Annotated in this window: 22 protein-coding genes and 1 riboswitch; of the genes, 17 read left to right on the top strand and 5 right to left on the bottom strand. The window is 44.9% G+C overall.

Features of this window, described 5'->3' with window-relative positions:
• Positions 1-93: 93 nt before the first annotated feature.
• The gene (gene yjeH, locus BCT11_RS20460; protein WP_102389140.1) at positions 94-1,356 is read left to right on the top strand and encodes an L-methionine/branched-chain amino acid transporter; all 1,263 of its coding nucleotides are present in this window, start codon (positions 94-96) and stop codon (positions 1,354-1,356) included.
• Between the two features lie 11 nt (positions 1,357-1,367).
• Here yjeH and BCT11_RS20455 read toward each other — a convergent pair whose 3' ends face one another.
• On the bottom strand, positions 1,368-2,801 hold the full coding sequence (locus tag BCT11_RS20455; protein WP_102389139.1) for a PLP-dependent aminotransferase family protein: 1,434 nt from the start codon (positions 2,799-2,801) through the stop codon (positions 1,368-1,370).
• 80 nt (positions 2,802-2,881) lie between these two features.
• Here BCT11_RS20455 and BCT11_RS20450 point away from each other — a divergent pair, with 80 nt between their 5' ends.
• Positions 2,882-3,538 carry a pyridoxamine 5'-phosphate oxidase family protein gene (locus BCT11_RS20450; protein WP_102389138.1) on the top strand — a complete coding sequence of 219 codons (657 nt, stop codon included), beginning with the start codon at positions 2,882-2,884 and terminating at the stop codon, positions 3,536-3,538.
• On the opposite strand, the gene BCT11_RS20445 is transcribed toward BCT11_RS20450, so the two are convergent.
• Positions 3,519-4,841: an ATP-binding protein gene (locus BCT11_RS20445; protein ID WP_039974975.1), complete on the bottom strand. Its 1,323-nt coding sequence runs from the start codon at positions 4,839-4,841 to the stop codon at positions 3,519-3,521. The two genes, BCT11_RS20450 and BCT11_RS20445, sit on opposite strands and share 20 nt — an antisense overlap.
• A gap of 2 nt (positions 4,842-4,843) precedes the next feature.
• Positions 4,844-5,536, bottom strand: coding sequence for a response regulator transcription factor (locus tag BCT11_RS20440; RefSeq protein ID WP_102389137.1), 693 nt, complete (start codon positions 5,534-5,536; stop codon positions 4,844-4,846).
• 371 nt (positions 5,537-5,907) lie between these two features.
• Between BCT11_RS20440 and BCT11_RS20435 the strand changes: the two genes are divergently transcribed.
• Both BCT11_RS20435 and BCT11_RS20430 read left to right on the top strand, forming a co-directional pair.
• Complete coding sequence (locus tag BCT11_RS20435) at positions 5,908-7,443, top strand: hypothetical protein (protein WP_102389136.1); 1,536 nt, start codon at positions 5,908-5,910, stop codon at positions 7,441-7,443.
• Positions 7,444-7,455: 12 nt separating this feature from the next.
• Positions 7,456-8,145 carry a hypothetical protein gene (locus tag BCT11_RS20430; RefSeq protein WP_102389157.1) on the top strand — a complete coding sequence of 230 codons (690 nt, stop codon included), beginning with the start codon at positions 7,456-7,458 and terminating at the stop codon, positions 8,143-8,145.
• Positions 8,146-8,215: 70 nt separating this feature from the next.
• Here BCT11_RS20430 and BCT11_RS20425 read toward each other — a convergent pair whose 3' ends face one another.
• The gene (locus BCT11_RS20425) at positions 8,216-9,217 is read right to left on the bottom strand and encodes an AraC family transcriptional regulator (RefSeq protein WP_038867338.1); all 1,002 of its coding nucleotides are present in this window, start codon (positions 9,215-9,217) and stop codon (positions 8,216-8,218) included.
• Between the two features lie 107 nt (positions 9,218-9,324).
• Between BCT11_RS20425 and BCT11_RS20420 the strand changes: the two genes are divergently transcribed.
• The 6 genes from BCT11_RS20420 to BCT11_RS20390 all read left to right on the top strand — a co-directional run bounded on the left by BCT11_RS20420 (position 9,325) and on the right by BCT11_RS20390 (position 17,452).
• Positions 9,325-9,651: an MFS transporter gene (locus tag BCT11_RS20420; protein ID WP_005433326.1), complete on the top strand. Its 327-nt coding sequence runs from the start codon at positions 9,325-9,327 to the stop codon at positions 9,649-9,651.
• Complete coding sequence (locus BCT11_RS20415; protein ID WP_038867336.1) at positions 9,651-10,874, top strand: biotin/lipoyl-binding protein; 1,224 nt, start codon at positions 9,651-9,653, stop codon at positions 10,872-10,874. The genes BCT11_RS20420 and BCT11_RS20415 overlap by 1 nt, the downstream gene beginning before the upstream one ends.
• A gap of 367 nt (positions 10,875-11,241) precedes the next feature.
• Positions 11,242-12,564, top strand: coding sequence for an AarF/ABC1/UbiB kinase family protein (locus BCT11_RS20405; protein WP_061034513.1), 1,323 nt, complete (start codon positions 11,242-11,244; stop codon positions 12,562-12,564).
• A gap of 74 nt (positions 12,565-12,638) precedes the next feature.
• Positions 12,639-13,985: a magnesium transporter gene (locus BCT11_RS20400; RefSeq protein WP_102389135.1), complete on the top strand. Its 1,347-nt coding sequence runs from the start codon at positions 12,639-12,641 to the stop codon at positions 13,983-13,985.
• Positions 13,986-14,926: 941 nt separating this feature from the next.
• On the top strand, positions 14,927-16,165 hold the full coding sequence (gene codB, locus BCT11_RS20395; protein ID WP_102389134.1) for a cytosine permease: 1,239 nt from the start codon (positions 14,927-14,929) through the stop codon (positions 16,163-16,165).
• A gap of 9 nt (positions 16,166-16,174) precedes the next feature.
• Positions 16,175-17,452 (top strand): cytosine deaminase, encoded by a 1,278-nt coding sequence (locus BCT11_RS20390; protein ID WP_102389133.1) that lies wholly within the window; start codon positions 16,175-16,177, stop codon positions 17,450-17,452.
• A gap of 51 nt (positions 17,453-17,503) precedes the next feature.
• Here the strand turns inward: BCT11_RS20390 and BCT11_RS20385 are convergent, their stop codons facing one another.
• On the bottom strand, positions 17,504-17,686 hold the full coding sequence (locus BCT11_RS20385; protein WP_009704791.1) for a hypothetical protein: 183 nt from the start codon (positions 17,684-17,686) through the stop codon (positions 17,504-17,506).
• 535 nt (positions 17,687-18,221) lie between these two features.
• On the opposite strand from BCT11_RS20385, the gene BCT11_RS20380 reads away from it, so the two are divergent.
• The 7 genes from BCT11_RS20380 (at position 18,222) to ribB (ending at position 24,671) form a co-directional block, all read left to right on the top strand.
• Positions 18,222-18,992 (top strand): hypothetical protein, encoded by a 771-nt coding sequence (locus BCT11_RS20380; RefSeq protein ID WP_042604951.1) that lies wholly within the window; start codon positions 18,222-18,224, stop codon positions 18,990-18,992.
• A 106-nt stretch (positions 18,993-19,098) separates the two neighbouring features.
• Positions 19,099-19,752, top strand: a complete 654-nt coding sequence (locus BCT11_RS20375) for an HD domain-containing protein (RefSeq protein WP_042604950.1) — start codon at positions 19,099-19,101, stop codon at positions 19,750-19,752.
• 1 nt (position 19,753) lies between these two features.
• Positions 19,754-20,491, top strand: coding sequence for a helix-turn-helix transcriptional regulator (locus tag BCT11_RS20370; RefSeq protein WP_102389132.1), 738 nt, complete (start codon positions 19,754-19,756; stop codon positions 20,489-20,491).
• A gap of 10 nt (positions 20,492-20,501) precedes the next feature.
• Positions 20,502-20,861: a hypothetical protein gene (locus tag BCT11_RS20365; RefSeq protein WP_102389131.1), complete on the top strand. Its 360-nt coding sequence runs from the start codon at positions 20,502-20,504 to the stop codon at positions 20,859-20,861.
• Positions 20,862-21,043: 182 nt separating this feature from the next.
• Positions 21,044-22,900: an MFS transporter gene (locus BCT11_RS20360; RefSeq protein WP_102389130.1), complete on the top strand. Its 1,857-nt coding sequence runs from the start codon at positions 21,044-21,046 to the stop codon at positions 22,898-22,900.
• 59 nt (positions 22,901-22,959) lie between these two features.
• On the top strand, positions 22,960-23,577 hold the full coding sequence (locus tag BCT11_RS20355) for a cob(I)alamin adenolsyltransferase/cobinamide ATP-dependent adenolsyltransferase (RefSeq protein ID WP_038867319.1): 618 nt from the start codon (positions 22,960-22,962) through the stop codon (positions 23,575-23,577).
• A gap of 122 nt (positions 23,578-23,699) precedes the next feature.
• A riboswitch (FMN riboswitch) is annotated at positions 23,700-23,840 on the top strand.
• A 174-nt stretch (positions 23,841-24,014) separates the two neighbouring features.
• Positions 24,015-24,671 carry a 3,4-dihydroxy-2-butanone-4-phosphate synthase gene (gene ribB, locus BCT11_RS20350; protein ID WP_102389129.1) on the top strand — a complete coding sequence of 219 codons (657 nt, stop codon included), beginning with the start codon at positions 24,015-24,017 and terminating at the stop codon, positions 24,669-24,671.
• Positions 24,672-24,728 lie beyond the last annotated feature (57 nt).

Raw genomic sequence — 24,728 nt, 5'->3', positions numbered from 1 at the left:
ACAACCGTCATTTTGACGGTCGACAACATCATTTTGCTGTGCAGAATTTAGATATGCTTGTGGCTCGCATTACCTAGACGTTCAGAGGTCGTTATGGAACAACTCAAAAAAGACATTACGCTGATATCCGGAATCGGTCAGCTCTCAACTACCTTAATGGGCACGGGTCTATTTATGATCCCAGCGATTACCGCTGGCATTGCAGGTCACTTCTCACTTTGGGCTTGGATTATTTTATTCATTGCCATTTGCCCTATCGCGCTTACCTTCGCTCAGTTAGGCAAACGCTATCCAAGTGCTGGTGGTACAGCATTTTTCGTCCGTAAAGCCTTTAATAGTAAGCTAGAAAGCAGCGTGGCGTGGTTGTTCGTTAGCGTTATTCCTGTTGGTGTGCCTGCTGCTGTCGCACTTGCTGCAGGCTTTTTACAACAACTGTTACCAGAGTCCATTAGTAATCACCTTTTCGCTCAAATTCTCACGGTCGCTCTGTTAATGGTGGTCAATTTGCTCGGTACCAAATCATCAGGTCGCTTACAAACCATCATCGCACTGAGCATTTTTGCTCTGGTCGGTGCATTTCTGTGGAAAGGCGATGTTGGTCCTGTCGATTTAACCATGCCTGTCATTACGATGGATTCAACGTGGTCGATTGCAGCGGCTTTGGGCGTGATGTTCTGGTGTTTTGTTGGAATAGAAGCTTTTGCTCATATGGGCGAAGAGTTTAAAAACCCACAACGGGACTTCCCGATTGCCATCATCGTTGGTTGTTTTGTTGCAGGAATCACTTACTGGGCATGTTCTGTCGTCATTCTAAAGTTTGGGGCTTATGGCAATACCCAATTCGATAGCGCATCGATCCCTTGGCTGAGCGCCCACCTATTTGGTGAAAACGCTAAATGGATAATAAGCGTGGTTGGCTTTTCTGCATGCTTTGCCAGCGTAAACCTTTATACGCAAAGCCTTTCTCGAATGGTTTGGGCGCAAGCAAGAGAACATAAACCAAATAGTGCGATTGCAAGGGTATCTGTGCGCGGTGTACCCGCAAATGCCACTCTCGTTGTTGGTGTTATTTTGCTAGTTTCGTGCGTTATTGGGTCACTATCTGGTTTAGATCTGGAGTTTTTCCTCAAACTCGCGAATGGTATTTTTGTTCTGGTCTATCTATTGGCAATGCTTGCTGCTTACAAATTGCTACAAGGTTGGGGAAAGATCCTCGCGGGCATTTCTCTTGTGTTGTGCACCGCGGTATTCATTTGTTTAGGTTGGTCTATGCTTTACGCTGTTACTATTTTTGTCGTGCTCTCTTTACCGTGGAGGCAATGGCGAAAAAAGCACATTAGACGGGTAACTGAATAAGACCCTACTCCTTATTCAAACAACTGAGAGAGTTGCTCAACCAACGCATCAATATCTACTAACGCGACATTGCCATAGCCTAGTACAGCGCCTTGCCAATCTCGCGTTCTAAAACCTGAATGCTCATAAAAACTCATCGGACGCAGCACAATACCTTTTGACTGAGCGCGCTGCGTCCATTCATGTTCATCAATTCCCTGCTGCCACTTTAAAGTAATATGGAGACCAGCAGCCTGACTGATCACCGCAACTCTATCGCCAAAGTGCTTTTCAACCGCCAAACACATTTGTTCATGCTTAATTTTGTACAGTCGGCGCATTTTTCGGATATGACGCAATAACCCACCTTCAGTGATAAAATCTGCCAACGCTTCTTGTGCGTGCGTAGGTGAATCACCACTTAACGCATCTTTAACCACCAAACATTGTTCCACTAAACGTTCAGGAACCACAAGGTAGCCAAGCCGCAATCCGTTAAACATCACTTTACTGAAAGAACCCACATACAACACGCGATCATCTCGACCCATTTGAGCCGCTAGCCCTTGTAGGCTGGTATAGGGGCGATGAGCAAACTGGAATTCGCTGTCATAATCGTCCTCGATGATCCAACGTGATTGCTCAACTGCCCAGTTGATGATCTTTCCTCTTTGCTCGGTATTGAGTGTGGTGCCCATCGGATATTGATTACTTGGGGTGATATACAGCGCATCGGCATCACTTGTGATCACCGCTTCCACATCAAAACCTAGTTTCTCTCGTACGAACAAAGGCTCAAATTGATACTGCTGAAATTGAATCAACTTACGCATTTGTGCGTAGCCCGGTTGCTCCATCAGAACCTTATCACTTTGCTTGAGAACAACCATCGTCGCAATCGACAACGCTTGCTGAGCCCCAGAGGTAATAATGATGCGCTCTGGGGAGCAATTCACTGAGCGGCTTGATGCAAGGTAGTCAGCTAAAGCACAGCGTAATACCCAACTGCCCTGAATATCTTGATTGCCGAGCAAACAGGATCGGGAGAGATGGCGAGCAAGTAACTTTTGCCATTGCGCCATCGGAAACGCCTCCAAATCAGGCACCCCCGGAGCAAATGCACGGTTAATATCAAAGTTGGTTTTCGGTGATGAATCCATCTTCTTTAGACGCGGTTCAGGCAGGTATTGTTCAGGCAATTCTACGGCGACATAAAAGCCTGAACCTTTTTGACTATTCAAATACCCTTCCGCCACTAGCTGCTCGTAGGCAGAAATCACGGTATTCCTGCTGAGATTAAGCTCTTGTGATAGTTTTCGTGTAGAGGGTAGCTTGCCATTCTTCGCCCACAATCCTTGAACAATCTTCTCGCGGATAGCAAAAAACAACGCTTGCTGACGCGTTCCATCACTTTCTTTGAAATGCAGGTCACCGATATCAATCAAAGACAAACTGGATCCATCCATTAGTTAAAACTGGCTCTCTTTAAGCTACCAGTTAAACGCTACATTGCAATCAAAGATTGAGGAGCAAATAAGGAGAGAAAATGTTATCCAATACTAATAGAACGGAAATTAAGAAAGGCGTACATAAAACCGTCTCTGATGTTAGCAAACTGCACGCCATCATAGATGAAAGCCTGATCGCTCATATTGCAATAACAAACGAGTCTGGCCCTGTAGTCATCCCCATGTTGGCATGGCGTGTCGATGATTACGTGTATATCCATGGTGCCAACAACAGTCGATTGTTACGCTCACTCAAACAAGGAGTGCAAACGTGCCTTACCTTTACTTTGTTTGATGGTTGGGTATTGGCTCGAAGTACGTTTCACCATAGCGCGCATTATCGTAGTGCCGTGGTCTTTGGGCAATTTGAGATGGTGGAGAATAACCTAGAGAAAGACAGGTTACTGAATCACTTTATCGAACAGATCGCTCCGGGGAGAACGGAAGAAGTTCGTTTGAGTAATGAGAAAGAACTCAAAGCCACCATGCTACTGCGTATTCCACTGACCGAAGCATCGGTAAAAATAAGCAATTTTGGCGTCAACGACGATTCAGAAGACATGGATATTCCCGTTTGGGCTGGCGTATTACCGTACCGAACGGTTGTAGGCCCACTTGAACCGTGTAACGATTTATATGAGGGTATTCAATCGCCCGATTACCGCCAAGCCTACCCTAATCGCTGGTCGGAATAAGCACGGTAAATCGCGCGCCACCTAAGTGACTTTCTCCAACAGAAAGATCCCAGTGGAGCAGCCTCGCGGCGCTGGTTGTTATCGCGAGGCCCAACCCGAATCCTTTGATATCAGCGTTACGGCTTTTATCCAATCGAGAAAACGGCAAAAATATTTCCTCTCTTTTCTCTTCTGGTATACCAGGCCCATCATCTTCAATATCAACTATCCAAAAATGCTCAACCTGTCTCAGCGTCACAGTCACTTTACCGTCACCATATCGCTTGGCGTTTTGCAGCAAGTTATCAATAACCAAATTTCCTAGCGTCGGTTGCAAACCAATCATAGGGTCTTCTTTTGCTTCTTCAGCCAACAACAGCACTGCCCCTAAATCATGATAGTGCAGTCGATGTTTTAGCCATTGAGGTAAGTGCACCAACTCATACGTTTCGTTCATCAAATGATTATTCGAATTCAATCGAGATAACATCACAATATCGGAGGTGAGATGGTTGACTACGTCGACATACCGTTCAATATCATCATGCAATTCAGCTTGCTGCGCCCCCTCACAACGTCGTGCTAAATCGGTCGCGAGCTGAATACGGCTTAATGGTGTACGCACTTCATGAGGAATAGCTTGAGTGAAAATCACACTCTGTCGAACCTGTCTTTCAATGTCTTCCGCCATGGTATTAAAACCACAAGCCAATTCGCGTATTGGAGCGGAGAAATCCTTTAGCTCAACGCGCTTACTCAGTTCTCCCGCACCAAACTGTTGTTGAGTCGCAGTTAAATGACGAATCTGATTTTCCAACTTTCGAACCGGAATATAAACCATCACGCCTAAGCTAAGAATCACGGCGATAATCAATGTTACGACGAAGATGATCTCTGAATCCTCGTCCCAATCTATATCGGGACTGAAAAAATCACCTTTCTCTTTAAAGACTAAGCTTTCTGATGTGTTGGGCAGAGGAAAAACGGCGGCGTACAACGTATCATCAACCAAATAAACGGGAATACCTTGTAAGTGATACAACAATTCGCAATGGTGGCACGGTGCTGAGCCATCCCAATCATGAAGCAAAGTCAGGTCGAAGATAAAGAAATCTTGTTTTCCTTTTTCGGTGAGGTTTTTGTAAAGCGAGTCTTCTGTCCCACGTTGCTCTATGTACTGATCAACAAAGTAAGCACCGTCTTCGAGAAATATCCCCACTTCCGTTTTACGCATGAACTCTTCACCCATAAAAATGAACAAAGTGATCGTCAGAGCTAACCCAGAAATGATACCTACGTATAAACGAGTAAACGTCGAGAACATCGTTATTTACCCGTCAGCATGTAACCTCGGTTACGGACAGTTTTAATGGTAGCAGTATGAATATGGGCTTTGGAAAACTTCTTTCTTAAGGAAGAGATTCGCATATCAATCGAACGATCAGTAATGCAATACTCGATACCTCTTGCTAATTGACAACAAGATTCCCGCGAGACAGGTTTATCAACGTTAAGCATTAACAGTTCGAGTATTTCAAACTCAGAGTCAGTTAAGTCTATATCTTGTTCCAAATAGAAAGCTTTAGAACGGCGAGTACACAAGTCAATTCCGTAACGGCTTAATTCCACGGTTTCAACCATGTCCACTTGACGACGATACCGACGCAGAGCAGCTTCAATGCGAGCGAGAAGGATATTGCCTTTAATCGGCTTGGTTAAGTAATCGTCAGCACCGAATTTGAGCAGGCTAACTTCACTCATTTCATCATCAGTTGCCGTCAACACAATAATAACGCCCTGATAAAAACCGCGCGCTTCTTGGCAAATCATCGCGCCGTCTTTACCGGGAAGCATAAGATCGAGTAAGACTAAATCAGGTTTAAACGCTTTGATGCTGTCTAACGCATTCAAGCCATCATCAACAATAGTGACAAGATAGCCTTCTGCTTCTAGATACATCTTGGTTAGTCGAGCGATCTCAGAGTCATCCTCTACGAGCAAGATTTTATTGCTAACCATGATTTATTCACTCCATCTATAAAACAGAAGAAGTATATCGTCCGATTTGTAGGGTGCAACCCACTCTATTGACACTTTTTCCTACAAGAAATGCCTTACAAACACTTACAAACCATACATTTATAAAAACACGCATAGCTAATAAAACCGAAAATGGAATTACCAACCAAATAATTAGAATTAAAAAGATTTTTAAGCTAAAAATTAATACAAATTCAACATATAAATCCATTATTATTTTAGATTAGTCGAATTAAAAACCTTACAAGAATTCATTCCTAACAGTTATGACTTCATTTGCCCATATAGACAGAAATTCCTGTTACTCATAGATTCTCGGGCGAATCTTCAGTCAGTGAGTAATACAAAAAATGAAATTCGCTCAATTATCCCCTTTGGCAATATTGTGCGCGGTAAGCCTTACGGCTTGCGGTGGTAGTGACTCCAGCTCGAAAACATCGACAACGACTACGCCACCAGCCCCGGTATTGAACACCGTTATCATCCCTAATGTCGTTTCTACAGCGTTTCCTACTAAGTTGAAGGTAGCTGCTGATGCTGGCTTCACCCACTATGTAAAAATCTCGCTTTCTGAAGCCAACAATGATGATGCATTTCATATTGTTGCGGTTGACGATGGTGTGAACAATGAAAAAATCTTTCGTGCCGCAAAAATTATCCAGCACCTACTCACAAACCAACCGAATTCTAAATACGGTACCGACAAATCTCGCATCGCTAAGACATTAGCAGCACGTGACGCGACATTGATGTTGACTAAAAACGACGATCAAAATGATGAGATGCTGACAAAAATTTTCGTCAGTGAGCTTATTCGTCAAGACAAGTTGAACCACGCAATTGCTGATTCAGGTCTAACGCACACTTTTGATACCAGTTCTTTAGAAAAGTTTGTGGAAGGCATGATGGCACTTAGCGAAGAGGACTTAGATTCACTTATCGATTCGATTGCAACAACCTTAATGAACAGCGCAGACACACCAAACTGGTTGATGAACAGTCAATCTTTAATGTATCGCGAATTGACCGTTGAAGGCGATTGCCATTACATGAGCAACTTTGCCGATTACTGCGCTAATCTGGGTGAGCATGCTGACCGAGACGCTGCTTTTGAAGAGATTCTACATTTGGTTCAAGCGCAAGGCATTGCGCCTAACGCGTCGACTTCGTCACTGCAAAACGGCATTCAAGCACATGCACTGAGTATCTATTCCGATATGCAAGCTGGCAAGCCCACCGTGTGGCGTCCTACACAAAGAGACTGGGAAGATTGGGAGTCGGACGACTTCGACCCGGAGCGTGTTAAGAAAACCGGCCCTTCTTACTCTCATGAATATTTTGCTGCTGCTTTTGAAGCTTACATGGGTGTAGCAAAAGCAAACGGGCAAGGCCTAGACGGCTACCAAGCTTTAACGCGTGAGGAAATGCAAAGCCAAGACCCGCAAGCGGTTGATTGGATTAGCGGCTTATTCCACGGATATTTGCAATACACCGCGAACATCGACTCTGCTGGCGTCAAACTCTACACGGAGAAGACGAATCCAGGCACAGTGCCTACCTTCCGTATGGCACCAAACAAAGACGATTTGGTAGAAGCATACACCTACAAATCTCAGTGGCTCACAAAGGTAAAGATCGTTGGCGACCAAGCAATCAATGTCATCGGTAACGATCAAGACAACACCTTCGAAGGCAACAACAAAGATAACAGTATTTACGGTGAAGGAGGCATCAACACCTACATCGTGCCACACAAACTGGCGGAATGTATCGTTATCAAAGCGAAGAATGTAACTGTTGAGTGTCCTAGCACAGGCTCTGATGAGTTGTACGACATCCAAAATATCAAATTCACCGACCAAACTTTAGACGTAACGAAGCTATAAACAATGAAAAACATGAAGAAACTTACTCTACTTGCTCCCCTATTCCTTGTTGGCTGTGGTGGCCTTGCCGTCATGGATCGTACTGATGCAGTAAAAGCGCAACCAGAAATGTTAGTAAAAACCGACGGCGATTTTTGGGGATTCGGAGCCGATGGTCGATTTGATTTTGCCGGTAAGTACAAAGGCAAATACTCGCGCAGTGCTTCGAACTCAAGCTGGTTCAATCGCATCTCGTTCAAAGAAGGCGCAATGGGTGCAGAAGTGACTCGCATAGACAGCGGCGAAACCTGGTTACTGAGCTGCACAGGTGGTGGTATGTCAGTGAACTACATGGGTGTTGATTTTGGTGGAAACGACCCTTACACATGCCAAATCACCCAAGACGGTGTCAAAGTCGGTGAGTTTGCAATGAAGCCAAAATCGGCACTGATCGATATCAGTCTAGAAAAGAAAGAGACTGGCAGCGTTCGCGTTGGCAACACGCATTTCAACGTAGAAACCGTGCACACAAGCCCTGATTCAATGATGGCGGTAGATATTCCATTGGGTTACAGCTTCAAGCAAGGCACACAAGAAATTGCTGCGGTACAAACCAACGGTACAATCGCAGTGCAAATGCTTCCAGAGCTTAACGATCAACAAAAAGACGTGGTGGCTATTGGTGCCGTTGCGAGTGCACTGAGCTGGCGTCCCGAAGAATAAGCGCTTAACAACATAGAAGAACCAAAGCCCTCAACCTAGAGGGCTTTTTGTTAATACATGATTTGTCACGCTATTTTTCTAGGCGCGCCGCGTACTGCTTTGGCGTCAGCCCACGATGTTTTTTGAACATGCGATTGAAACTCGCCACATTGGTATAACCAAGGCGTACAGAAATATCATCAATACTCACGCGTTTGCTCAATAACCCTGCCGCAACATTACTCAATACATAGCCTGATACCGTCGAGAAGTTGAGCCCTAATTTGTGCAAACGGCGTTGAAACTGCTGATCAGATAAACCAAGCAGAGAAGATACTCGCTCTAACGTTGGTAACCCGTAATGACTGCTGTAGTGCACCACTTCATATATCACTTTCAGTTCATCTTCTGGATCGGGCATATTGAGCAAATCATCCAAGTCGGAAAAGCTCATCGCTAAACGGTTGTCTTCACGATGAGTTACCTGCCGAGAAGCAAGACGGTCATCACCGTTAATCCATATTTCTGTCTTGGGTTGGCTCCAATCGATATCGCACCCGAAATAATCTTTATACAAATCATGATTCTTCCTTGAACCAGAAACCAATACGCGAAGCGGTTTATAATCTTTACCTAGAAATTCTCGAAGAATTTTAATCATAAAAATGGCGCTACGAATACTATCGTGAACCTTTATATTGGTATCAATAAAGGGATTGTCGTACGTCCACTTAATGATCTTGCCCGATTGTGCTCCAGCAAAGAACGCCCCAGACTGAAGGTTACTCACGCCATAGTTCACACGTCGAATCGTGCTGGCTAGATCATTACCAGAAAACAACCAACGCCCAACAGGTCCAAGTTTTTGCAAATCGATATCTCGGCTGACATTCAATATTACGTCTGGATCACCACTCATCCTTTCAATCCGTTGATACCATTCACTGACCGCTTTCAACGGAATCAAGGTCATAGGGTTATGGAAGACTGAAGACGGAATCCCAAGCTCATCAGACGTCAAATTGTATTTAGATAACGCAAGGTTATGCATGTTTAAAATGCCCATCGCGCGAATGAATCGAACTGTTTTCATAACCAATCACATCAAAATTCATCTTGTAGTGATTGAATGTGTCACAAAGACTCATCCATTTCAATTCCTGCTCAAAATAAGCCGACAGTTTGATAGAGGAGTGTTTAATGAGTTTACTGAGTGTCCCATTTGTCGGAACAGGCGCAGATACTGCGTTACATGTTGTCGCTGCCGTCGTTTTAATCGCGAGTGTTGCAGGCGCGTGTTACGGCTTTTGGAAAATCCATGAGTTGCCTATTAATAAGGCGCACAGCAAGGACCATCATCAGATAGGGCTTATCACTGCCCTCACCTGGATAGGATTTGTCTGGCACTGGGTATGGGTGCTAGCCGTGATCTTTGCATTCGTTGATATGGAAAAAGCCATCATCAATCTGCGTGATACATGGAAAAGTAAACCGCAAACAGAAACGCAGCCACAAGAGGAGGCATAATGTTAGAAGGTTTAGCGGTATGGGCACTCTTCATCTATCTGCTCCGTTTAGTCGGTATGCCTTGGAACAAAGCGACCAAATCGTTCGCTTACCTTGGCGGTTTGGGTTGGCTGATGTTCGTATGGGTGGGCTTGATTAACTTCACTCCGATGGATTTGTCCGGCGGTTCAGTGGTGCAATCTCCTCATGTTCAATTGCGCCCAGATTCAACTAACGTGAAGGGCAAAGTTGACCACATATACATCAAGCCAAATCAACAAGTTGAGAAAGGTCAGCTCATTTACGAACTCGACCCAACGCAATATGAAATCGCACTGAATCAAGCACGTGTATCGGCGGACTCTGCCAAAGTGGCTCTGGCAACAGCGAAAGGTGACATCGCCATAGAAGAAGCGAACCATGAAGCGCTTGTTCAAGATTTAGAAACATCAAAGAGTCAGTTGGAAGCAGCGAAAGTTGACCACAAATTGCAGAAAAAGATGCTCGATCGTTATGTTGAGCAAAACCGAGTGGTGCAAAACACCATCACGGAAAGCGACATTGATAAACAATCGAGCACTGTCGATATGGCTCGCCATAACGTGTTGACGCTTGAATCTCAAATAAAGAAGAAACAAGTCGATATCTCACGTGCAAAGTTGGCGATTCATAAAGCGGAGTTAGCGGTTGAGACTAAGCAAGCAGAATTACGCCAAGCCAATGAGCAAATTGCAAAAGCACAATGGGACTTAAACAGCACCAAAGTGCACGCACCAAGCGATGGCTTTGTGACAAACTTTATCCTCCGTGAGGGTCAGCGTGTATCGGCGATGCCACGTATCAATATGTACACCAACGAGAAGTACGTACTGATGCGAGTAAATCACCAAGCGATTCGTAACGTCAAACCGGGTCAACCTGCGGAATTCTCCTCTTCGGTTTATCCAGGTAAGATCTTCTCAGCAACCGTCGAAGGTATTGTTGAGGCGACAGGTGAATCACAAGGTAACCTGATGGGTTTCGATGACTCTGTTCGCGTGACAACTGGTAAAAACTTGCAGAACAAACACCACTTTGTTCGCCTTAAGATTGATGAGCCAGAAGGCTACGACATCCCTGTTGGCTCTGTTGGCCTCGCATGGGTCAGCGGTGAAAAACCGATAGGCTTCATGGCTTTCTTAGATGTGATTCGCGGGATCATCATCCGAATGAAGTCTCAACTGTACTTCTTCTACTCTATCTAAACTAGGGTCTGTTGACCTTTTGAGCTGATTTTTGCAGCAGTTTGTGGATTCTTTATACAAGGCAGAGGCTTTGAAATGTAGTTGCCCTACCTGATAAGCCGATAACGCAGTAGAAAGGAGCCACAAACGCTGCCCGAAGGGTTCGGCTAAAAGCGCTTTACTCTTTGTTGAGAGGATTTTGCTTAGAATAACTAGGCTACAAACCTCTCGCCGCGATTAAAACGCTTTTATCTCGAACAAAATTTAACCGCAAAAGGTCAACAGACCCTAATAAGCCGCCAGTTCCGCTGGCGGTTTTCTTTTCATTTGTATCCAAGCACGTACTTTTCCCGTATAACAATTAGTTAGTAAACAACGGAGAAGATTCATGTCGGCAAAGGAAAGAAGCCTACCCACACATCGCATCTCAAGATTCAGCAAGTTCGCTTCACTTGCTACCCGTGTCGCAGGTAACGTAATTGCAGAAGGCACCAAGCAGATTGCCAAAGGCAACAAACCAAAAGCTAAAGACCTATTGCTGACGCCGCAGAACATTGCGCGCTTAACCGACCAGCTAGCGCACTTACGTGGTGCTGCAATGAAGCTCGGTCAAATGCTGTCAATGGATGCTGGTGATGTACTTGAACCTGAACTCGCAGATATTCTCTCCCGTCTTCGCTCCAACGCAGACCCAATGCCAGCGAAGCAACTGAACGGTGTTATGGAAGGTTCGCTTGGCGCCAACTGGAAAACCGAGTTCCTCTCCTTTAACTTCAAACCTATTGCCAGCGCTTCAATCGGGCAAGTCCATCAGGCCTACAGCGATGCAGGTGATAATCTAGCCGTCAAAGTGCAATATCCAGGCATAAGAAAAAGTATCGATAGCGACGTCGATAATGTCGGTACACTACTCAAAGTCGTTGGGTTGATTCCGGAGTCCGTCGACTACAAAGGACTGCTCGAAGAAGCGAAAAATCAACTGCATGATGAAGCCGATTACGCACGAGAAGCGCAATTTGCCATTCGTTATCATGATGCTTTGAAAGAGCACCCTCATTTTGTTGTGCCAAAGATCCATACTGAAAGTTGCTCCGATTCCGTTCTCGCGATGGAATTCATTGATGGTAGCCCGATTGAGCAAATCGAACATTATGATCAGAGTACGCGAGATTTTGTCATGCATAGCCTACTCGAATTACTGTTCAGAGAACTGTTCGAATTCAAGATGGTACAAACCGACCCAAACTTTGCTAACTACTTATATATCGAAAACACTCGTCAAATCGGCTTGCTAGACTTTGGGGCGACTCGCGAATACAGCGAACAATTTAGTACTGGCTACCGCCAAGCCTTTGCATCTGTCGTGAATAATGACGAACAAGGCTTGAATGGCGCGCTTGAACAGATTGGCTTCTTCAGCCAAACCATCCTGCCAGCACAGCGCCAAGCAATTCTCGACTTAGTTAAAATGGCGTGTGAACCCATGTTGGTTGATGAACCTTACGACTTCAAAGCCAGTGGCCTAGCTCAGAAACTCCGAGAAGCCGGCACCATTCTAAGCATGGAACAAGAGTACTGGCACACCCCACCAGCGGATGCACTATTCCTGCACAGAAAAATCGGTGGTATGTACTTGCTCGCCGCTCGTATTGGCGCAAAAGTAAACATTCGCCAACTGGTCTCACCTTACCTACAGATTATTGACGAATAGGCTATTGTTTTTCTGCTACTTTCGAGTACCTTGATCCGCTGCCTATAAGAATAATCTGACTGTCGGGGTGCTCGTTGAGTAAGTTTCAAGACCTTTCCACTCTAATTGAACAAATTGTCCAAGCAGAAGAAGCGGAGCAAATCACCGCTCTCAATGATTCTATCGAATGCGGCCTCGAACCCGGTGCGGTTGCGCTGATTCTCGAAGCCTTTCCGATCGATGATCGTGTGAGATTGTGGCGCGCATTACCTATGGAGTTGCACATCGATGTACTAACAGAAATGCGTGCAGAAGTACGTCTTTCGATCATCGAAGCACTTTCTGAAGTTGAGCTAAAGCTTACCTTAGCCAAGCTAGATAACTTATCTCTGATCGAATGGGCGGATTCTCTGCCTGAAGAGTTTATCAATGAAGCGTTAGAGTTGATTGAGAAAGATGAACTCGACCTCTACGATCAAGCCAACGAATACGAAGACGAAGAACTTGGCCGCTGGGCTGAGCGTAAGATCATCACTCTCCCTTTTAATATCACGGTTGGCAAAGCTCGACGCCTAATGGAGCGTTACAGTTACGACACACCGCAGCAGGTGTATCTCATCAACCGTAAGAAACAGTTTCGTGGCGCGGTGAACTACTATGAAATCTTGCGTAGTGAGGAAGACGTTCACCTTAAAACCTTAGCGATAGAAACCGTCACAGTACTCGACAGTAAAATGGAATTGTCTGAGGCCGTAGAAGCGTTGGAGCATAGCCCCCTGCCAGCGTTGCCAGTAACGGATACCGACCAAACCTTAATCGGTGAAGTGGATTGGCAATTTGCATTAAGCACGCAGCGTGAAATATACGAAGCGCGTTTAATGGCTGGTACGGGTATGGATGAAGGCGATGACTTATTTGCTCCGGTATTAAAAAGCTCTCAAAAGCGTGGGGTTTGGCTGGGCATCAACTTGCTAACCGCTATTTTAGCCTCTGTCACTATCGGGTTGTTTGAAGACGTTATTTCACAAGTGGTTGCTCTCGCCGTTCTCATGCCAATCGTTGCCTCTATGGGTGGTATCGCGGGCAGTCAGACACTTACTCTTATGATTCGCGCTATGGCGTTAAACCAGATCACTCCGGGTAACCGTTTTGCACTCTTGAAAAACGAGCTTGGTATTGGTTCTTTGAACGGCTTACTTTGGGCGCTGATCATCGGTGGGCTGGCGGGTTTATGGTTCCAATCAACCGTACTGGGCGGCACCATCGCATTAGCTATCATCGTAAATATCATAACGGCAGCCCTATTTGGTGTTTTGATCCCTATTGTTCTGGATAAATTGAAACTCGATCCTGCTTTAGCTGGTTCCGTCATTTTGACTACCGTGACAGATGTGGTCGGCTTCTTCGCTTTTTTAGGAACAGCAAGCCTAGTAATGTTGTAAAAACGATTGCTCTAGTTAATTAATTCATCATTAGCATTATAATTACACATTGCAAAACGAAATTGCATTTTGCAATAAATGAGAGATTTTAGGCAACCTATGTCACAGAAACCGCGATTTTTAGGCGGTTATAAAGTTGGCACACTAACTGCATTAGTATGGATGACCCTTCTTAAGCCGAGGGTCACCTAGCCAACTGACGTTGTTAGTGAACTTAATTTTGTTCACAAGTATATAAGCCAATCGCACTCTTTGCGGTTGGCTATTTTTTTATCTGTACTTTGTACGTTCATCTTCACTTCCGGCCCAGCCATTCAGAACTCAACTATCTCTCATAGAAAATACTTTCTAGGCGGGCATAAATGCTCATCAACCCAGTTCGTTTCCATTACTTTCTATCTTCTTTTGTATCAGAAAATCGCTATTTCACCATTCCACTATTGACCAACGCGTAACCAACAAAAAAAATACAACCGATTACATGAAGAAAAATACAAACAAAAACCACTTAAAACAATCAACTCAGCAACATTTGAACGCTAAGGCATCATAATTACATTCAGCTTCCATAATTTAAGTTTGATTTATGGACAAAGTAGAACACCCACTAAAAGAAAACGGTTGCTTTTGATGCCAAAAAACCAACATTTCATACATTCATAAGCAAACATACAAAATCAACTTAAATACCACCACAAACCAAATGATACCGATTTCATTACATATTTACCCACCGTAGATTGTAGAAACTGGAATTTTTTTCATTCCATAAACAAATCATAACCCTATGTTTATAAAGGACTTAAAATCACGAAAGCGTAAAGTAAACGTTTAAATGACAAAAAACTCATTGACTATGAGATTTACATCACGATAATACGCGCCGTTTGCCCAGAAGTTGGGATCGATAATTAGTTTTAATTTTCTTTGCGGAGGTAAAAATGGCTGCAGACAATAACTACAGTCTAGGACCAGTTCCTAACAGTGCCAGAAAGGGCGTTGCTTCATTAACCATGGTTATGTTGGGACTCACTTTCTTCTCCGCAAGTATGTGGACGGGCGGTTCGCTCGGTACTGGCCTTTCTTTTGACGATTTCTTCCTCGCTGTTCTCATCGGTAACCTCATCCTCGGTATTTACACTTCCTTCCTCGGTTACATCGGCGCTTCTACTGGTCTCTCTACTCACCTCCTTGCTCGTTTCTCTTTTGGCTCTAAAGGCTCTTGGCTTCCTTCCGCACTTCTTGGCGGCACACAAGTTGGTTGGTTTGGTGTTGGCGTAGCGATGTTTGCGATTCCAGTGAACAAGGCAACAGGCATCGATACAAACACGCTTATCATCATTTCTGGTCTACTCATGACCGCAACGGTTTACTTTGGTATCTCTGCACTTATGGTGTTATCGGCGATTGCAGTACCAGCAATTGCCCTACTAGGCGGTTACTCGGTAGTGGAAGCAGTAAATAGCGTTGGTGGCGTAGCAGAACTTCAAAAAGTACAACCTTCGCAACCAATCGATTTCTCTGTCGCTCTTGCTATGGTAGTGGGCTCATTTGTCAGTGCGGGTACGTTAACCGCAGACTTCGTTCGATTCGGCAAAAAGCCAAAAGGCGCAGTGATGGTCACCATGGTGGCGTTCTTTATCGGTAACTCACTGATGTTCATCTTCGGCGCAGCTGGTGCAGCGGTAACAGGTCAATCGGACATTTCAGAAGTGATGATCGCGCAAGGTCTTCTTATTCCAGCTATCATCGTTCTTGGCTTGAATATCTGGACAACCAACGACAACGCGCTTTACGCATCGGGTCTAGGCTTCTCCAACATCACTGGTTTGCCAAGTAAATACATCTCAATGGCGAACGGTTTAGTAGGTACATTGTGTGCACTATGGTTGTACAATAACTTTGTAGGCTGGTTAACCTTCCTATCGGTTGCAATTCCACCAATTGGTGGCGTAATCATTGCGGATTTCTTCATGAACCGTAAACGTTACACAAATTTCGAAGCAGCAGAGTTCCAAACGGTTAACTGGGCTGGCATTATCGCAGTAGCGATTGGTGTTGCCGCAGGCCACTTCCTTCCAGGTGTAGTACCTGTGAATGCGGTACTAGGCGGCACAATCAGCTACCTGATTCTAAATCCTATTCTTAATAAAAAGACACTGGCACAGCAGCCAGCGTAAGGAACCATCATGACAACACTATTGATCAAGAACGCAACGCTAAAGGGACAGGAAGGTCTCCAGCAAATTTTGATTGAGGATGGTCAATTCAAGCGTATTGAAGACAATAATGTAGAACTAAATTACACAGGTGAAGTGCTTGATGCAGAGGGCGGCATGGCTGTCGCTCCATTCTGTGAGCCTCACATTCACCTAGACACAACGCAAACAGCAGGTGAGCCAAGCTGGAACATTTCAGGTACGCTTTTCGAAGGCATTGAGCGTTGGGCTGAGCGCAAAGAGATGTTGTCGATTGAAGACGTGAAATCACGCGCGAAGCAAACGCTTAAGTGGCAAATTGCAAACGGTGTGCAGCACGTTCGTACTCACGTTGACGTTTCTGACCCTACCCTAATTGCCCTAAAAGCGATGGTAGAAGTCCGTGAAGAAATGAAAGAGTGGGTAGACATTCAAATCGTTGCGTTTCCACAAGAAGGCATTCTGTCTTACCCGAATGGTAAAGAATTGCTAGAAGAAGCAGTTCAACTGGGTGCTGACGTTATTGGTGCGATTCCTCACTTTGAATTCACTCGTGAGTACGGTATTGAATCTCTACACTACGTTTTCGAACTGGCACAGAAATACGACCGTTTGATCGACGTACACTGTGATGAGATCGATGATGAGCAATCACGCTTTGTTGAAACGCTTGCAGCGCTAGCGCACAAGTTCAACATGGGCCACAAGGTAACCGCAAGCCATACAACGGCTATGGGCTCTTACAACGGTGCTTACGCATCTCGCCTGTTCCGTCTGCTACGCATGTCTGGCATCAACTTCGTTGCAAACCCATTGGTGAACATCCACCTTCAAGGCCGCTTCGATGATTACCCGAAACGTCGTGGTGTGACTCGTGTGAAAGAAATGCTGAATGCAAACATCAACGTGTGTTTTGGTCACGATGATGTCTTCGATCCTTGGTACCCACTAGGCACTGCAAACATGCTACAAGTGCTGCATATGGGTCTGCACGTGTGTCAGGTGATGGGTTACGACCAAATCAATAGCTCACTGGATCTGATCAGCACGAATTCAGCACGTACACTGAACATTCAAGACAAGCACGGCATTGAAACAGGTAAGCCAGGTAGTTTACTGATTCTTCCTGCAGAAAATTGTTTTGACGCAGTACGTCGTCAGGTGCCAGTTCGTTACTCTGTTCGTCACGGTAAAGTGATTGCAGAAACACAGCCTGCGACAACACACATTCACCTTGGTGAGCAAGAGCAAGTGACTTACAAACGCTAATCACTGAGCTTTTAAACAAAAAAAGGGTCTGATTGAATCAGACCCTTTTTTTTATTTCTTCACGCGCTGTGTTAGGTGTCTACGGCAACTAATGACATTCCTTAGCAACGAAGGTGTATTCCCTAAATAGACAACCTTGCCATCTTCATCAACAATGGCAGGTACAACCTTTAAGCCTTTCATATCTGCGCCGTATTCCACCAACTTACGTTCTAGCTCATATAAATCCTGCATATCTCGGACTCAATTTATAATTATCAATTTTCGCGTGAATGCTATCCCTCTAAAGAGATATCAATACTGATCTGGATCATGAAAGATAGATCCTAATTATGGTGGGCTCAAACTTGAGACACTTCATGGTTTGAATGTGTTTTTGAATGTGAAATTTTGTGAATTGCATTCAAATTAAATTTCATAATATAGACAATTTGCGTAATAAATATTTGCACTCCTTCGTAACAAACACTAAAGTTAGGGAGTTAGTTGAGCTTTATAATAAAATGCCGCAAATCGCCCAAACACAGATTTAACACTAACAACGTCAAAATTAGTGCTTATAAAATAAAGAATAAAATAAAACCTAGGGTCAGCAGCAATGTTGACCCTTTTCTTTGCCTCCATCAAATCGAGCCAAACAGAAAAATTTTGAGCCTTATAGCAAACAAAACTTTTGCGTGATAACTGTCGGTTATCAGCGAGATAAGTAGATTCCTAATCAAACAGCGTTCAATAATAGCTTCGAACCAAACATCTCGGAGTGAAATACATGAACATTTTCAACAAAACTACATTGGTCGCGGCGCTATCTCTTCCCCTACTTGCAGGATGCGTGACTCCGGGAGAAGATGATCCAAACGCATTAACAAAACAAGGCGCTGCAGGTGGTGCACTTTTAGGTCTGACGATGGGCGCTTTGACGGGGGATGCTGAGCTTGCCGTGAAAGGCGCAGTTGCGGGTGGTGTCGCCGGTGGTGTCGCAGGTGCGGGCGCGGATATTCACAATAACCGTGACAACATTCGCCACGACAGCCGCAATGACGCGATTAGTGGTATTAACGGTGGTCAGAACACAGCAGCAACCAATGCCCCGCAACAGTGGCAAGAGATCGATAACTTTGTAGGTGATTGGAACGTAAATATCCAGAACCACAATCGCAACCTCAAAGGTTTAGAAGGTCTGTCGGCACACGGCTCGCTAGCAAAAACAACAGAAGCAAATGTTAAGGTGACCAATTCGCAAGGCGTTGACCTTAATGCCGCGTTCACGTTCGATCCACAAGCGGGCTACCAATTGACGCTGACCAATGAAGCAAAAGATGTATCGGTTGCTTTTGCTGGTGAACAACAATCACAAAACCATCGCTACAACTTCTACCCGATGAACATTAACGACGTCATTTACCAAGGTATTCCGACGGGTGATGTGCGTGTCGAGCTAGGTTTTGCAGGTCCAAACGTTTGGACCATCGATAGCTACGCTTACATCGACGGAGCAGAACAAAAAGTACAAACGTTCCGATTCACTCGCACCCTATAAAACAACCAGGCTTTCTTCGCAACATCTCAATAACAACGTCTCATTTGGTAATTTAATAAAGGCTTAGGCATACTCTATCTAAGCCTTTATTTTTTAGAAGAAATCCATGTCTCAACTCAACCTAGCAGAACTCAGCCAATTTGAGCCTCAGTTCCTACAGTTTATGCTGCAAGAGATGCAAACTGATGCCGCTCACGACCTCAGTCACGTACAACGCGTAGTCAAAACCGCTCGTCAGCTAGCAGAACAAGAAGGCGCAGATTTAGCCGTTGTATTACCTGCTGCGTATCTGCACGATTGCTTTACTTACCCAAAAGATCACCCGAACCGCAAACAAAGCTCAACGATTGCGGCGACCAAAGCGATTTCGTTTCTAGAAAGCATCGACTATCCTGCTCAATACCATGACGCTATCGCCCACGCGATCGAATCTCACAGCTTTAGCGCCAACATTACACCAAATACGTTGGAAGCTCAGGTCGTCCAAGACGCAGACCGCTTAGACGCGCTTGGTGCAATTGGTGTGACACGCTGTATTCAAGTGAGCACGTTATTTGATGCTGCCTTATATAACGAACAGGACATGTTTGCAGAGCATCGAGAATTGGAAGATAAACGATTCACCATCGATCATTTCCAAACCAAATTGTTTAAAATAGTCGAGACGATGAACACCAAAGCAGCATATGAAGAAGGTTTGAAGCGTAAAGCGTTTATGCAGTCTTACCTAGAGCAGTTGCGCCAAGAAGTAGAAGGTTAATATGTCGGAAAGTCACGACCTAATTAAAGAGCTCAAACGCCAACTCAAGCAATCTGGCTTACACTATGTCGATGTCGCGCAGCACTTGGAACTGAGCGAGGGCTCGGTAAAACGCTTATTGGCAGAAGGCAGTCAAATCAGCCTCGACCGCTTGGAGCGTATCTGTCAGCTGATTGGGTTAGAAATGGCAGAGTTATTTAAACTGGCAGCAGCGCACAACAAAGGGCTCGAGTCGCTCACGCTAGAACAAGAAAAACAGCTGGTTGATGATAAAGGCTTATTGTTGGTTGCGGTTTGTGTGGTCAATGGTTATCGCTTCGAACAAATCATCGATCAATACACCTTTGATGAGTTAGAGCTGATACAAAAGCTCGCCCAACTCGACCGCCTCAATATCATCGACTTGCTGCCAGGCAACAAGATTCGTCTGCGTATCTCCCCGACTTTCAAGTGGCACACAGGTGGCCCTATTCAGCGTTTCTTCCAGCAACAAGTTCAAGAAGCTTTCTTCCAGAGCTATTTCTCTGCTGAAGATGAAAAGCTAGTGATGGCAACGGGCTTAATGAGCTTGCCAACCAACAAAAAGATGCAGCAAAAGCTACAAAAGGTCATTGATGAGTTTTATCAGAGCTGTCAGAGCGACGATTCACTGGGTATGAACGAGAAGCACGGTACCTCTCTGGTGATTGCAATGCGTCGTTGGACATTCCCGTTGTTTAACCCTTGGGAACGCAAATAGGGACTTCCTGATGCTCGATAAACTCAAAAGCCTATCGATCAAGGCAAGACCTATTCTCCCTTTATTCATACTCATTGCCTTTGGTGGTTTTGCGGTGTTCATTACCACGCTCTTGCAACTTTCTGATATGGTTAAGGAGTCTTATCTTATTCCGAGTGGCGTAACGGCGTTGTGGGCGCTTGCCGCTTGGGTGATGATCTCAAGCTTTCAGCATGTTCCTGAACTTACGCCGAGCCTCGTTTTTTTCAAACGAATGAAAGCTCGCTTGGTGCACCTGTTCTTTTATTTGGTGACATTAGGCTTTATTGGACTCTCTGGTTTTATTCTGTTTGTCACATTGAGAATGCTCAGTGTCTGGTTTCGACACTAAGCTCACCTCGTAACGCATGAAAGCACCAATTAGTGAGATATCACAAAATTATGAAACTAAAAGTATCGTAAAGTGTTACTTTTGGTTTCTCATAACGTAACTCTTTTCTTCACACTGGCTTCCTAAAACGCAACCTTTAAAGTGCTCCCATCTCAACGCGATTTTGCAATTACGGAGCCAGCATGTTTCTCACTAAACGATTCTTCCCCTACTTCGTGACTCAGTGCCTTGGTGCACTGAACGACAATATCTACAAGAATGTTCTCTTGTTGATGGTAACCTACAGCCAAATTGACTCACTACCGATGTCGGTCGACCTCTTTGTTAACCTTGCGGCTGGCTTATTTATTCTTCCCTTCTTTCTGTTTTCAGCCCACGCTGGTGCGATTGCCGACAACATGGACAAAGCCAAGTTAATCCGCCGCTTAAAACTTATTGAATTAGTGATCATGAGTTGCGCTGCGACGTCTATCATGACGCAGAGTGCCATTCTAATGCTGGTTCTACTCTTCATGACTGGTACTCAATCGGCTTACTTCGGCCCTGTGAAGTACGCTCTACTTCCTCAAGCGCTAAAATCTGATGAGCTTGTGAAAGGCAATGCTTGGGTTGAGATTGGGACTTTCCTTTCTATCCTGATTGGCACATTAAGCGCAGGTCTGTTGCTTGCGATTCCAAATGGTATGCTTATCGCCTCTTGCATTGTGATTACGCTGTCATTACTGGGCTTTTTAAGCAGCGCAAACATCCCTTCTTTGCCAAGTAAGAAAAATGACAAAGTAAAATTCGAACCTATTACTGGTTTGAAGAAAACACTCAAACTGGCACAAAAACAACGCGGTATTTGGATGTCAATTCTAGCGATCAGTTGGTTCTGGTTTATGGGTGCGACTTATCTGACTCAATTCCCCAATTTTGCTCGTGAACACCTATTTGCAGACAGCACTGTGGTTTCTCTGTTGTTGGCTCTTTTCTCAGTTGGTATCGCGACAGGCTCATGGTTATGTGAAAAGCTGTCTTTCAATCAAGTTGAACTGGGTATTCTGCCGTTTGGCATTTTGGGCTTAACGATTTTCAGTGCCGACCTACTATGGGCAGTACCTGCAATCGAATCTTTCCCAAGTCAGTATTACGATGTACAAAGCTTTGTTGCCCAATCTTCACATATTCGAGTAATGACCGACTTGTTCTTGGTTGGTGTAAGCGGAGGCGTATTTATTGTTCCCCTTTATGCGTTTATCCAATCGCGTTCAGAAGAAGGCGAATGTGCTCAATCTATTGCGGCAAACAACATCATGAACGCACTGTTTATGGTCGCTTCCGCTGCTGTTTCTATCTTGGTGTTAAGTGTTTTAGAGTTCTCTATTGTTGAGCTATTTGCCATTTTGGCCGTCGGTAACTTCATCGTGGCTATCTACGTTTACCGTCAAGTACCTGAGTTTACTCAGCGCTTTGTTAGCTACTTGCTGAGCCACTGTCTGTATCGAGTTTCGGTAACCGGTCGTCAGCATATCCCAGAACAAGGCGCTGCACTGATTGTGGCAAACCATGTGAGCTATGTAGACGCTTTGATTCTAATGGGTACATCAACCCGCCCAGTTCGATTTGTGATGGACAAGTCAATCAGTGAACTGCCTGCTCTTAAATATGTTTTTCGTCATGCCGGCGTTATCCCAATCTGCTCGCCACGCAAATGCGCAGAGACTTACAAAAAAGCTTTCGAACAAATTGAGCAGGCGCTTAATAACGATGAAGTAGTTTGTATCTTCCCTGAAGGTCGCTTGACCTCAAATGGCAAACTGGGCGAGTTCCGACCGGGTGTTGAGAAGATTTTAAAGCGTACACCTGTACCTGTGATTCCGATGGCGCTAAAAGGCTTATGGGGCTCTTTCTTCAGCCACAAGAATGGACATGCGTTAACGAAGCGCCCTACTCGTTTCTGGTCTCGCATCGAAGTCAATATTGGTGAGCTATTGCAACCAACCACGTTAGATCGTCATTTGTTACAAAAAGAAGTGCAAGATTTGCTAATTCGCTGACAGTAGTCTCATGGAGAATTTAGTAGGATAAAATCAACATCATAAATCTAGGAGGTATTATGAAAATCATCATCTTACATGGTCTTTATATGCATGGGCTGGTCATGCAGCCTCTTAGCCAAAAGCTGAGAAAACTGGGCTACGAGACCCAAGTATTGAGTTACAACACGGTTTCAATTAACGAAGAGTCGCTGTTTGATTCGATCGACAATGCGCTCAACCCACTCACTGCAAATGTGTTGGTGGGTCATAGCCTAGGTGGTTTGATGATTAAACGATACCTCGCGAACAGAAAGCCATCGACAAGTCTGGTGTCCCACGTTATCGCAATTGGCTCGCCACTGAAAGGCGCATCTATCGTCACTCGCATTCAAGATTTGGGATTCGGTGCGATGCTTGGTAACTCACCGTATCACGGCCTTAACAAGCACGAAGATGTTTGGACTTTCCCACAAAAACTCGGCAGCATCGCAGGCACAATGGGCATTGGCGCAAGGCCGATTCTCATGCACAAAGACAACACAATGTCTGATGGCACAGTGACCGTAGATGAAACACGTTTAGAAGGCATGCAAGATCATATAGAGACGAAACAGACTCACACTAGTCTTATCTACAACACCTATGTACCTGCGCAGATTGATCACTTTATCAAAACTGATCACTTCAGCAGATAGCGCACTTTTCCATCAAGTAGTTGCAATCTACTTTTCAAGCCAAGGCGTTCGCAGTACTATCTCTACTCCGACCACTCATTTGAGTGTCGGAGTTTTTTACTTCTAACCATATTGGTTGGATTCAATGTTCTCAGGGCGGGGCGAAATTCCCCACCGGCGGTATACTCTTTTGAGTGAGCCCGCGAGCGCTCGATTCGTCGAGGTCAGCAGATCTGGTGAGATGCCAGAGCCGACGGTTATAGTCCGGATGAAAGAGAATAAGAAAACACCAGCGGTTTCCTCAACGTTCTGTGTTGATGAACACTGGTGCACTTCTTTTTGGATCGCATTTTTTATTGCGTGGGTTTGTGTCATCTTACAGTTGGTAACTCATTGCATGCATAGAATGTGACGATCCCTCATACCGCCCTGATTCTGGTGATATTTAGGAGTTAACCATGAATCAGTCATCACTACTTGCCGAATTTGGCGACCCAATTACTCGCGTTGAAAACGCACTTATCGCATTAAAAGAAGGCCGTGGCGTGCTTCTTCTTGACGATGAAGATCGTGAAAACGAAGGCGACATCATTTATTCCGTAGAGCACCTGACTAATGAGCAAATGGCTCTGATGATCCGCGAGTGCAGCGGCATTGTGTGCCTATGCCTGACAGACGCTCAAGCAGACAAATTGGAACTGCCACCAATGGTTGTGAACAACAACAGCGCAAACCAAACGGCTTTCACGGTTTCTATTGAAGCGAAGCAAGGCGTAACAACTGGCGTTTCTGCCGCTGACCGTGTAACAACCATCAAAACAGCAGCAAACCCAAATGCAAAACCAGATGACTTAGCTCGTCCTGGTCATGTATTCCCTCTACGTGCTCGTCCTGGTGGCGTAATGACTCGTCGTGGTCATACAGAAGGCACTATCGATATGATGCAAATGGCTGGTTTGCAGCCTGCAGGCGTGCTATGTGAGGTGACAAACCCAGATGGCACTATGGCAAAAGCACCAGAGATCGTCGCGTTTGGTCGTTTACACAACATGCCAGTACTCACTATCGAAGACATGGTTACGTACCGTAATCAATTTGATTTGAAGCTAGCGTAATCAACACGCATTTGCCCTAGTCAAAAGCCGCTGAATTGAACTGACCCCCAATAGTTG

Origin of the sequence: Vibrio sp. 10N.222.52.B12, assembly GCF_002875385.1 — a bacterium.
Classification (GTDB): Bacteria; Pseudomonadota; Gammaproteobacteria; order Enterobacterales; family Vibrionaceae; genus Vibrio; species Vibrio jasicida.
Note: the sequence above shows the minus strand (reverse complement) of the source record. Positions and strands in the feature narration are given on the sequence as shown.

What these genes read in the sequence shown, in the direction of transcription:
- yjeH (WP_102389140.1), top strand. Translation starts at nt 94, where the DNA reads ATGGAACAACTCAAAAAAGACATTACGCTGATATCCGGAATCGGTCAG.
- BCT11_RS20455 (WP_102389139.1), bottom strand. Translation starts at nt 2,801, where the DNA reads ATGGATGGATCCAGTTTGTCTTTGATTGATATCGGTGACCTGCATTTC.
- BCT11_RS20450 (WP_102389138.1), top strand. Translation starts at nt 2,882, where the DNA reads ATGTTATCCAATACTAATAGAACGGAAATTAAGAAAGGCGTACATAAA.
- BCT11_RS20445 (WP_039974975.1), bottom strand. Translation starts at nt 4,841, where the DNA reads ATGTTCTCGACGTTTACTCGTTTATACGTAGGTATCATTTCTGGGTTA.
- BCT11_RS20440 (WP_102389137.1), bottom strand. Translation starts at nt 5,536, where the DNA reads ATGGTTAGCAATAAAATCTTGCTCGTAGAGGATGACTCTGAGATCGCT.
- BCT11_RS20435 (WP_102389136.1), top strand. Translation starts at nt 5,908, where the DNA reads ATGAAATTCGCTCAATTATCCCCTTTGGCAATATTGTGCGCGGTAAGC.
- BCT11_RS20430 (WP_102389157.1), top strand. Translation starts at nt 7,456, where the DNA reads ATGAAGAAACTTACTCTACTTGCTCCCCTATTCCTTGTTGGCTGTGGT.
- BCT11_RS20425 (WP_038867338.1), bottom strand. Translation starts at nt 9,217, where the DNA reads ATGAAAACAGTTCGATTCATTCGCGCGATGGGCATTTTAAACATGCAT.
- BCT11_RS20420 (WP_005433326.1), top strand. Translation starts at nt 9,325, where the DNA reads ATGAGTTTACTGAGTGTCCCATTTGTCGGAACAGGCGCAGATACTGCG.
- BCT11_RS20415 (WP_038867336.1), top strand. Translation starts at nt 9,651, where the DNA reads ATGTTAGAAGGTTTAGCGGTATGGGCACTCTTCATCTATCTGCTCCGT.
- BCT11_RS20405 (WP_061034513.1), top strand. Translation starts at nt 11,242, where the DNA reads ATGTCGGCAAAGGAAAGAAGCCTACCCACACATCGCATCTCAAGATTC.
- codB (WP_102389134.1), top strand. Translation starts at nt 14,927, where the DNA reads ATGGCTGCAGACAATAACTACAGTCTAGGACCAGTTCCTAACAGTGCC.
- BCT11_RS20390 (WP_102389133.1), top strand. Translation starts at nt 16,175, where the DNA reads ATGACAACACTATTGATCAAGAACGCAACGCTAAAGGGACAGGAAGGT.
- BCT11_RS20385 (WP_009704791.1), bottom strand. Translation starts at nt 17,686, where the DNA reads ATGCAGGATTTATATGAGCTAGAACGTAAGTTGGTGGAATACGGCGCA.
- BCT11_RS20380 (WP_042604951.1), top strand. Translation starts at nt 18,222, where the DNA reads ATGAACATTTTCAACAAAACTACATTGGTCGCGGCGCTATCTCTTCCC.
- BCT11_RS20375 (WP_042604950.1), top strand. Translation starts at nt 19,099, where the DNA reads ATGTCTCAACTCAACCTAGCAGAACTCAGCCAATTTGAGCCTCAGTTC.
- BCT11_RS20370 (WP_102389132.1), top strand. Translation starts at nt 19,754, where the DNA reads ATGTCGGAAAGTCACGACCTAATTAAAGAGCTCAAACGCCAACTCAAG.
- BCT11_RS20365 (WP_102389131.1), top strand. Translation starts at nt 20,502, where the DNA reads ATGCTCGATAAACTCAAAAGCCTATCGATCAAGGCAAGACCTATTCTC.
- BCT11_RS20360 (WP_102389130.1), top strand. Translation starts at nt 21,044, where the DNA reads ATGTTTCTCACTAAACGATTCTTCCCCTACTTCGTGACTCAGTGCCTT.
- BCT11_RS20355 (WP_038867319.1), top strand. Translation starts at nt 22,960, where the DNA reads ATGAAAATCATCATCTTACATGGTCTTTATATGCATGGGCTGGTCATG.
- ribB (WP_102389129.1), top strand. Translation starts at nt 24,015, where the DNA reads ATGAATCAGTCATCACTACTTGCCGAATTTGGCGACCCAATTACTCGC.